General features: G+C 67.9%; 11 protein-coding genes. 4 read left to right on the top strand and 7 right to left on the bottom strand.

The window, feature by feature from the left end:
* The coding region (locus AC14A7_RS07490; RefSeq protein ID WP_484007758.1) for an ABC transporter permease at positions 1-994 on the bottom strand (994 nt) is incomplete at its 3' end.
* A gap of 110 nt (positions 995-1,104) precedes the next feature.
* The gene (locus AC14A7_RS07485; protein WP_484007756.1) at positions 1,105-2,190 is read right to left on the bottom strand and encodes a substrate-binding domain-containing protein; all 1,086 of its coding nucleotides are present in this window, start codon (positions 2,188-2,190) and stop codon (positions 1,105-1,107) included.
* Between the two features lie 121 nt (positions 2,191-2,311).
* Between AC14A7_RS07485 and AC14A7_RS07480 the strand changes: the two genes are divergently transcribed.
* From AC14A7_RS07480 to AC14A7_RS07465, 4 genes are all read left to right on the top strand, one after another.
* On the top strand, positions 2,312-3,352 hold the full coding sequence (locus tag AC14A7_RS07480; protein WP_484007754.1) for a LacI family DNA-binding transcriptional regulator: 1,041 nt from the start codon (positions 2,312-2,314) through the stop codon (positions 3,350-3,352).
* Positions 3,349-4,200, top strand: a complete 852-nt coding sequence (locus tag AC14A7_RS07475) for a carbohydrate kinase family protein (protein ID WP_484007752.1) — start codon at positions 3,349-3,351, stop codon at positions 4,198-4,200. Before AC14A7_RS07480 ends, AC14A7_RS07475 begins: the two co-directional genes overlap by 4 nt.
* Positions 4,201-4,314: 114 nt before the next feature.
* A complete protein-coding gene (locus AC14A7_RS07470; protein WP_484007750.1) occupies positions 4,315-4,845 on the top strand; it encodes a hypothetical protein in 531 nt (176 codons plus the stop codon).
* A 115-nt stretch (positions 4,846-4,960) separates the two neighbouring features.
* Positions 4,961-5,149 carry a hypothetical protein gene (locus AC14A7_RS07465; RefSeq protein WP_484007748.1) on the top strand — a complete coding sequence of 63 codons (189 nt, stop codon included), beginning with the start codon at positions 4,961-4,963 and terminating at the stop codon, positions 5,147-5,149.
* A 4-nt stretch (positions 5,150-5,153) separates the two neighbouring features.
* Here AC14A7_RS07465 and AC14A7_RS07460 read toward each other — a convergent pair whose 3' ends face one another.
* From AC14A7_RS07460 to AC14A7_RS07440, 5 genes are all read right to left on the bottom strand, one after another.
* A complete protein-coding gene (locus AC14A7_RS07460; protein ID WP_484007746.1) occupies positions 5,154-5,810 on the bottom strand; it encodes a hypothetical protein in 657 nt (218 codons plus the stop codon).
* Between the two features lie 66 nt (positions 5,811-5,876).
* The gene (locus AC14A7_RS07455) at positions 5,877-7,214 is read right to left on the bottom strand and encodes a NosD domain-containing protein (protein ID WP_484007744.1); all 1,338 of its coding nucleotides are present in this window, start codon (positions 7,212-7,214) and stop codon (positions 5,877-5,879) included.
* 28 nt (positions 7,215-7,242) lie between these two features.
* On the bottom strand, positions 7,243-8,157 hold the full coding sequence (locus AC14A7_RS07450; protein ID WP_484007742.1) for a carbohydrate kinase family protein: 915 nt from the start codon (positions 8,155-8,157) through the stop codon (positions 7,243-7,245).
* Complete coding sequence (locus tag AC14A7_RS07445; protein WP_484007740.1) at positions 8,154-9,134, bottom strand: glycosyl hydrolase family 32; 981 nt, start codon at positions 9,132-9,134, stop codon at positions 8,154-8,156. The genes AC14A7_RS07450 and AC14A7_RS07445 overlap by 4 nt, the downstream gene beginning before the upstream one ends.
* A gap of 4 nt (positions 9,135-9,138) precedes the next feature.
* On the bottom strand, positions 9,139-9,381 hold a 243-nt coding region (locus AC14A7_RS07440), incomplete at its 5' end, for a substrate-binding domain-containing protein (RefSeq protein ID WP_484007738.1).

The raw sequence follows: 9,381 nt of genomic DNA, 5'->3' as shown, positions 1-9,381 counted from the left end.
GAACGCCGACGGCGAGGGTCTGGTAGAGCACGTCGAGCCCGGCGAGCGAGAGACCGCTGCGGAAGACACCGACGATGATGGCGCCGAGCAGGGTTCCCCAGACGACACCGCGGCCGCCGAAGAGGCTAGTGCCGCCGATGACGACGGCCGTGATCGAGTCGAGGTTGAGGTCGACGCCCGCGTTGGGGCTCGCGGCGTTGGTTCGGCCGATCTGGATCCAGGCGCCGACGGCAAGGATGGCTCCCGCGGCGAGGTAGACGCTCATGAGCACCTTGTTGACGCTGATGCCGGCGAGGCGGGCGGCCTCCTTGTCGTCACCGACCGCGTAGACGTGGCGCCCCCAGGCCGTCTTGCCGAGGATGAAGGCGAGCAGCACGTAGAGCGCGAGCATGATGAGAACGCCCACCGTGATGCGCACGTCTCCGATGGAGATGGGAAGGCCGGTTGCCGTCAGCACATCGGGCATCTCCGCCCCGCGGATGGTGGCGCCCTTCGAGTAGAGCAGCGTGAGAGCGACGAACACGTTGAGCGTGCCGAGCGTCACGATGAATGGTGGGAGCCGAAGGCGGGTGACGAGGATGCCGTTGACCGCGCCAGCCGCGAGGCCGACGATGAGGCCGAGGAAGAGGGAGAGGATGCCGGGGAGCCCGTTGGTGGCGGCCGCCTGCGCGACGACCATCGAGGTGAGGATCATGGCTGCGCCGACAGAGAGGTCGATGCCGGCGGTGAGGATGACGAGGGTCTGCGCCAGGGCAAGGGTGCCGACGACGGCGACCTGCTGCAGCACGAGCGAGAGGTTGCCCGGGTACAGGAAGCGGTCGTTGATACTGCCGAACACGATGACGGCGATTACCAGCACGATGGCCGGGCTGATCGCCGGGTAGCGGTGGAGCACCGCCCGCACCCGGCTGAGCGGCGTGCGGCGATCGAGAAACTCGCCCGCCAGGTCGAGCTGCCCTGTTGCTGGGGCCGCTTCTTTGGATGGCTGGGCCATGGAACTCTCCTGAACGTCTTTGTACGAAAACTCTGATGGATCCGGATGATGACGAGGGTGGCACTGTCGCTGTGCCAGCACCACCCCCGCCGGTTATTGCATGCTGCGGGTTAGCCCCAGCAGATGTCGGACGCTGCTGCGGTGTCGATCGACTCGACGCCATCGGCCGGGTTGTCGGTCACGAGAGCGACACCGGTGTTGAAGAAGTCGAGCCCCTCGGTGGTGCTCGGCTTGGCTCCGCCCTTGGCGAGCTTTGCGATCGCCTCGACGCCGAGCTGTGCCATCTTCACCGGGTACTGCTGGCTCGTTGCACCGATGATGCCCTCCTTGACGTTGTCAACGCCGGCGCATCCGCCGTCGACCGACACGATGAGCACGCCCTCGGCCTTGCCTGCCGCCTGGAGCGCCTGGTAGGCGCCGTAGGCTGCCGGCTCGTTGATCGTGTAGACGACGTTGATGTCGGAGTTCTTCGACAGGAGGGTCTCCATGGCGGCGAGGCCGCCATCCTCCGCTCCATTGGTCGCCTCGTTGCCGACGATCTCGTAGTCTCCGCCGGAGTAGCTGCCCGTGGCCGCCTCGTCGCCGTTGACGGCGGGGTCGCCGACGTCGATGCCGAGACCGGTGAGGAAGCCCTGGTCGCGGTTGTAGTCGACGGAGACGATCTTGTCGTCGAACAGGTCGAGCAGCGCGATCGTCGCCTTCTCGCCATCGAGCTGGGCGGCCGTCCACTCGCCGATGAGCTCACCGGCGAGGAAGTTGTCGGTCGCGAAGGTGATGTCGACGGTGTCAGCCGGGTCGGGCGGCGTGTCGAGGGCGATCACGTAGAGGCCGGCGTCGCGTGCCTTCGTGATGGCGTCGTTGACGCCGGGGCCGTTGGGCGTGATGAGGATGCCGGCGTCGCCGCGGGCGATGGCGTCCTCGATCGCCTTGATCTGGGTGTCCTCGTCGCCGTCCTCCTTGCCAGCGGCAAGGGTGAGGCTGACGCCAGACTCCTCAGCGGCCGCCTTGGCGCCCTCCTGCATGGCGACGAAGAACGGGTTGGAGTTGGTCTTGACGATGAGCGCGACGCCGACGGTGTCGTCGTCGCCTCCTCCCGACGCGGTTCCTGAGCAGCCGGCGAGACCGATCGAGGCGGTCGCGACGATGGCTCCGACGGCGAGCATGCGGCGCACGGTGCCTGTGGTGCGATTCAGCATTGAATCTCCTTGGTGATGAGTGGTTGACACCCGAGTTGACAACGGTGTCATAGTTAGGTTTAGACCAATGTGATGGATATAGTCAAGTCGAAAGCCAACTCGGAATGAAAGAGTGACAACGGTGTCGACCTCACCCCCGATCCCTCAGCCGCCCACCGCGCGGGCGACGATGCGCGAGGTGGCCGCGCTTGCTGGCGTCGGCCTCAAGACTGTCTCGCGCGTAATCAACCAGGAGCCGAACGTCTCCGCGGCCACGATCGCGCGCGTGCTCAGCGCCGTCGAGCGACTGGACTACCGCCCGGATGTCAACGCCGGCAACCTCCGACGCACCGGCCGCAAGACGCGCACCCTCGGCCTCGTCGTCGGCAGCGTCGCGAACCCGTTCTCCGGCGCGGTCAACCGTGGCGTCGAGGACGTCGCCGCGGCCCACGGAACAGCCGTGTTCGCCTCGAGCCTCGACGACGACGCGTCGCGAGAGGCCGACATCGTCTCGGAGATGCTTCGCCGCCGGGTCGACGGGCTCATCCTCACCACCGTTCGCAAGAACCAGAGCTACCTCGTGCCAGAGCAGCGACGCGGCACCGTGCTCGTCTTCGTCGACCGTCAGCCGTCGGGAATCGACGCGGACACCGTCGTCACCAACAACGCGGAGGCTGCGGCAACCGCAACGCGCCACCTGCAGTCCCACGGGCACCGGTCCATCGCCTACCTCGGTGACCGCGCAGAGCTGTGGACGGCCCGCGAGCGCCACCGCGGGTACACCGAGGCGATGCAGTCTGCGGGCCTTGGCTCTGACATCCAGGCGATCGACGACCTGCACGGCGAGGCGGGAGCGTACGAGGCGGCCATGGCCATCCTGCAGAGGGATCAGCGGCCGACGGCGATCTTCACCAGCCAGAACCTCGTCACGATCGGGGCCATCCGCGCCCTGCGCCAGCTGGGCCTGCACCGGTCGGTCGCACTCGTCGGGTTCGACGACGTGCCGCTCGGCGACATGCTCGAGCCGGGCATCACCTGCGTGGCACAAGACCCCTACGCGATCGGCAGCCTCGCCGCTGAGCGCGTGTTCTCCCGCCTGGACGGCGACGAGTCCGATTCCGAGGTGTACGTCGTGCCGAGCACGCTCGTCGCGCGCGGCTCCGGCGAGATCAGGCCTGCGTGAGCGTCGTCGTCATCGGGGACGCCCTCATCGACGAGATGCGCGAGCCTGCCGGATCCGTCGACGCGCCTGGCGGATCCGCGCTCAATGTCGCCGTCGGCCTCGCCGTGCTCGGTGTTCCCTCCACCCTCGTGGCAATGCTCGGCGCAGACGACGACGGGCAGGTGCTCACCCGTCACCTCGCCGAGCACGGCGTCGACGTGTACGCGTCGCCGGCCCCCCTCGGCACCGGCCGCGCGATCTCGGACCGCACCGACGGCGAGCCGCAGTACTCGTTCTCCCAGGCACAGGTCGAGCGCCGCATCGACTTCGAGTCGGCGGCAGCGACGATCGCCAGCAGTGAGCTCATCGCCGTCAGCGGGTTTCCGTTCGACGACGCGGAGCAGGTCGCGGCCCTGCGGCGCGCGATCACCGATCGCCCCTTCTTCATCGACCCCAACCCACGTCACGGCCTCCTCCTCGATCGGCCGCGGTTCGCCAGCGGCATCGAGGGTCTCGCAGAGCGGGCGTCGCTCATCAAGATCGGCGAGGAGGACGCCCACCTGGTGTGGGAGCTGCCCCTTCGCGAGGTCGCGGAGCGCCTGCTCGGCCTCGGCGCCGCCGCCGTTCTCGCGACGGCAGGAGCGGATGGGGCGACCCTGTTCACACCAACCGGCGAGACCCATCGAGCGATCGTTCCCCTCGCGGCTCCCGTCGTCGACACCATGGGTGCCGGCGACGCCACGTTCGCCGCGGTCATCGCGCAGTCGCTCGGGGGTTCGTCCCTCGACGACTCCCTCGGCTTCGCCATGGCTATCGCGGCAGAGACGATTCGCCAGGCCGGCGGACTGCTGCGGGCTCCCGTTCTCTGACCGGATCGTGTGACCTCAACTGGGGATCCGCGGCCTACTGACAACGGTGTCAATTGGCCGTAGGGTCGGTCAGATAGCAATGGCGCTATGGCGCCTCGAACCGATTGGCCACGCATGAGATTCCATCCCGGAGCGATCGCCCTCTCTCTCGCCCTCGTCGTGAGCTGCGGAGGGTGCACGGCCACGACGACCACCTCAGACGGCCCGTCGCTCGCCGACACCAAGTCGCCCGTGCAGCTCTTGCGCAACGAATCGGTGCTTCGGCTTCCGACCGAGCAGGTCGCCTCCGTGGTCAGCACCGACGAGTCGGTCGCCTGCGAGGACGACGACGCCATCCGCAGCTGGGAGTCGACGGCCGTCATCACCCTCGCCGCCGCGGCTGCTGCCGACCCAGAGCTCGCGATGACCACTCTCGCCGGCTCCTTCGAGGAGGACGGCTGGGTCGTCTCGCCCGGCAACGAGCGTGAGGCCGATGAGCAGGCCGTGCTCACCAGCGGCACCTCCGCTGCCGAGATCCGCCTCATCGCCCGCAGTCAGTCTGGCAGCGCGCCCACCATCACCATCGAGGCCGCCGGCCCCTGTGTGCAGACCGATGGCGCCGACTCCGACGAGGTGAGGCGGCTCGAGGTGGAGAGCAGCAATTAGCACTCCGCGCCGCCACGGTCGTCGAAATGTCGAGGTAGACAGGTCGCCCTGTAGTTAGATGTGAGAAATCCGTTTCACTGCAGAGGCGGAGCCCCGCGCGCAAGGAGGACAGACCATGACCATGGCCATCGACTCCGACGTGCTGCAGTGGGAGGCGGTCGCCACTGGCGTCTGGCTCGGACGCCGCGACGGCCGGTTCTGCGGTGTCATCGAAGGTCGCCCTGGCGTGGGATTCGTCGCCAATACCCCGACCGGAGAGCGAACCTGCGCGACGCTCGCCGAGGCGAAAGCCAGCTTCGAGTAGTGGCCTAGCCCCAGGCTCCCGCGGGTGCACTCACCACGGGAACGTCGGTGTAGTGCCAGTGGTCGCCGTTGGCGTAGTGCCCGCTCGCCCATGGCGAGGCCCAGATTGCCGCCTCGGTGACCGCGGTCGGCGAGGATGCAGCCAGGTTCGCGATGATGCCGGAGTAGCCGCGGTTCTTGTGCAGCGCCTCTGCGGCCTTCTGGGCGGCGATGATGAGGTTGGCGTATCGACCCGTTCCGCCTCCGCCGCCGGATCCCCAGCCGTTGTTGAGCGGGTTGTTGCGGTTCCACCAGTTGTTCGCGCCGTTCTCCTGCCGCATCCAGCGAAGCAGCACCGTGACGTTCTCCGTGCTCTGGGGCCAGCCGCCGGCCAGCAGCACCATCTTTGCCCATGCGTGGTTGGTGCCCTCGGCGGCGAGGGTGGCATAGCCGGCCGTGGCGGAGTACTCACCGCGAGTGATCTCGGCAGCGGCGACCGTCGGTGCCACATCGAGCGCTTGCGAGTTGCTCTGGATGTAGGCGGCGAGGTTCTCAGCGTGGGTCGGAGCAGCTGGCGGCGAGATAGCCGCGGCGGTCGCGACACCAACGGCGAGAACCGCGGCGGTCACCGAGATCGCCCTGCGCGCGGCAGTGGCAAGGGAGTTTCGAGTGGGCACAGTCATAGGCAAACGGCGACCGTAACCGCGTTACCTGAGCGAAAGCTGAGGCCGCCGGTCGCGGGCGGGGCGTCAGCCCATCGTCGGCGTGGCCCTGATCGCGTTGGCAGCGGCATCCGCAACCACCTGCGAATCGGTGCCGGAGTCGAGGATCGTGTTGCGAGACGACGCGTCATCGACGAGCACGGTGGTGACAGAAAGGCCATCGGCGTGCTCGACGGAGAGGAGCGCCTCGACCTGTGCCTCATACGCCGATCCGCCGGATGCGCTGCGCACGTCGAGCGAGACAACGTGGTTCGTCGAGACGAAGTTCGCGTGCCCGGAGGCGAGACGGATGATGACGGGAGTGCCGCCCGTCGGCCTGACCCGTGCGGAGTCCACGACCTCGGAGAAGTGGTTGCCGATGATGCTGTTGTTGCTGCCGCTCACCCGCAGGAGACCGAAGTCGTCATCCAGTCCGTTGTCGATACCGTCGAACGGTGCCCACGGCTCGTGGTCGCGCAGGAAGTGGTTGGAGGCGACGAGGTTCTCTGAGCTGCCGCCCTCGAGCACCACCATGCCGGGGTAGAACGAGTGGAGGCGGTTGTTGACGACGCTCGATCGCGTCACCCCGTTCAATCGCACGCTGCTCGAGCCGCGGGGGAACACGTTGTTGGCGGTGACGAGGAGGCCACCGTGGTTCTCTGCGTAGATGGAGTGGCCGGCGAAGCCCGCTCCGATGAGGTTGTCGGTGATCTTCGACGCCTGTCCCCAGCCGCGGAGCTCGATGCAGCTGCCGCACTCTGCGATGAAGTTGTCGTGTATCGACAGGGCGTCGGCGTTGTGGATCGTCAGGGCGTTCTCGAGATAGACGAGGCCCATGCCGTTGACGCGGAACGAGTCATTGGCGCTGGCGACGTGGATTCCCGTCTTGCCGTTCGTGTAGGTGTTCTGCGGCAGCAGCTCAGAGCCATCCGCCTCGAACCGCAACCCGTCGATGCAGAAGTCCATGAACTCGACAGAGCTGATGCGCGGGCTGCCCTCCCGCTCGACGAGGAAGGCCGCGCCAGTGGAGGCATCGTCGCCCGTCGTGCGCGGGATGTCCACGAGAACCCTGCTGCCCCCCGGCCACAGCTCGTGAAGGCCGGCCAGCTCGTGCGGCGGCACGTTGAATCGAATACTCGACGACGTGAACCCGTGTCCTGCGCCGTGGATCCTCAGGAAGCTGATGTCGATGCGCACCTGCGTGCGAAGGCGAAAGTCTCCCGGCGGGATGTAGATGACCGCGCCGGGCTTGCCCCCGTCGTTGTCGTCGCTCGACACCTGACGGCTCTTGATGTCGGCGATCATGCTGTTGATCACCTCGCCGATGTCGTCGACCGGGTCTCCGATCGGCCAGGCGGTGACGTCGTAGTGGTTGGGGCTGGTCATCTGATCGTCCTCAGGGTCAATATGGAAATCACGCGGCGGAGGCGTGGGCGGCAAGATCCGCGAGCACCGGCAGATCTGCACCGGCGCGGGACACGGTGATGGCGGCTGCTGCTGCGGCCACGGTGCCGACCTGCTCGAGGCGATGCGGCGAGACGGAGTGCCCGTTCCAGCCGCCCTCGCGCTCGGCCAGCGCCCAGATCATCGTCGCCATGAAGGAGTCGCCAGCGCCGATCGTGTCTGACACCGGAGTGGAGACCACTGCCACGTCGACCCGCCCCTCCCGACTCGCGAGATGAGCGCCGGCGCCCCCGCGGGTCACCGCCACCACGCTCGCTCCGGTGTCGAGCAGGATGCTGACGACGTCGTCGAGGCCAGTGCCGGGAAAGAGGAAGGCGGCATCCTCGTCGCTGAGCTTGATGAGGTGGCTCAGCGAGGCGGCGGCCATGAATCGAGCGCGCACCGTGCCGGCGTCGCCGACGATGCTCGGCCTGATGTTCGGGTCCAGCGTGATGAGCGCCCCAGCGGCGCGGCCGCGTCGCAGGATGCCGGCCACGATGTCGGCGCCCGGTGCGAGGAGGGCCGCGAGCGATCCGGTGTGGATGACATCCGGCGCACCGAGGTCGTCGAGGGGCCGTGGGGCCCAGCTGATCTCGAACTGGTAGGTCGCCGACCCGTCGCCGGCGATCGTCGCGATCGCCCTGGATGTCGGCGAGTCGACCACGGAGCCCGCCGTCATGAGCACACCCGACGCCGCGAGATGCTCCTGGATCAGCCGCCCATCCTCATCGTCTCCGACCATCGTGTGCATTCGGGTGGCCATGCCAAGCCGGGCCAGCCCGAGAGCGACGTTGGCTGGCGATCCGCCGGGATGACGGTGCACGACGGCTCCCTCGACCACCTCGTCGACCAGCGACTCCCCCACGACGAGCACGTGCTGGCTCACGAGCTGAGCCCGGCTCCCTGCACCAGGGGCTGGCCGGTGAGCTCGACAGCGAGCCGGCCGTTCTTCCAGTGCACGGGATGCGGATCGGAGATCTCGCCGACCCATCCACCATCGCCGTCGTCGTTGCGGAAGGCGAGCATCTGCCACTGGCCAGAGCGGTCCTGCACCAGTCGGCCGACGTAGAGCCGCTCATCGGTGAGCCGGTAGGAGCTGCTCACCGGATACGGGCCGGTCAGGGAGTCCATCGCGAATGCCCACACTCCGCCAACGGGATCCTCCGCGCGGCGCGACTCGGCGAGCTCGCCGCCGAGGCACGAGAAGATACCGACGGGCACCCCGTCGATGACGGCAACCTGCACGACCTCGATGTGGCCGAACCCAGCACCCGGCTCTGACAGCGGTGGCTGCACGCTCCAGCGCAGCAGGTCAGGCGAGGTGGCGTGGCCGATGACGCCTCTGTTGTCTGGATCACCGTGATTCGCCCTGGCCGTGACGAGCATGTGCCACTCGTCGCCGTGCCGAAAGACCCATGGATCGCGCCAGGCCTGGTCTGGCCACTCGCGGGCGTCGGCCGTCTCGTACCAGCGCGGGTCGGGCTCGACGACCTGACGTTCCGGCTCGCGGGTCCAGCTGAACAGGTCGTCGGAGACGACGGAGCTGATTCGCTGGGTGATCCCGCCCTCCGCTCGGCTGACCGCGGTGTAGAACATGCGCCACCGGCCGTCGTCCTCGCGAACGACCGACCCCGTCCAGGTCGCCAGGTCGTCGAAGGCCGGAGAGTCGTCGGGGATCACCGCGTCGGCGTGCTCTGTCCACTGCACGAGGTCGGTGGATGTCGCGTGGCCGATCGTCGCCCGCCAGTGCCGCCTGTCGGGGTCGACAAGCGCGCGGGGAGCTTTGAGGAAGAACAGGTGGTATCGGTCGCCGTCATCCGCGATCCAGAAGTCCCACACCCAGGATGCGGTCAGTCGAAGCATGGGGTCAGAGCCTTTCGGGGTTGCGTGGTTTCGCGACGGAGCCGCGGATGACAAGGGGGCATTCGAGTCGGGTCGGCTCATCGGCGAGCGCCTTGGTGTCGGCCTCGCCTCGAAGCAGCTGCACCAGGGTCTCGACGGCCCAGACCCCCATCTCGTAGTGGGGAAGGGCGACGGTCGTCAGACCGGGAAACAGGTTCGCCGCGATGAGCTCCTGGTTGTCGAAGCCGACGATCGAGAGGTCGGTGGG

The organism is Conyzicola sp. (genome assembly GCF_057073975.1).
Note: the sequence above shows the minus strand (reverse complement) of the source record. Positions and strands in the feature narration are given on the sequence as shown.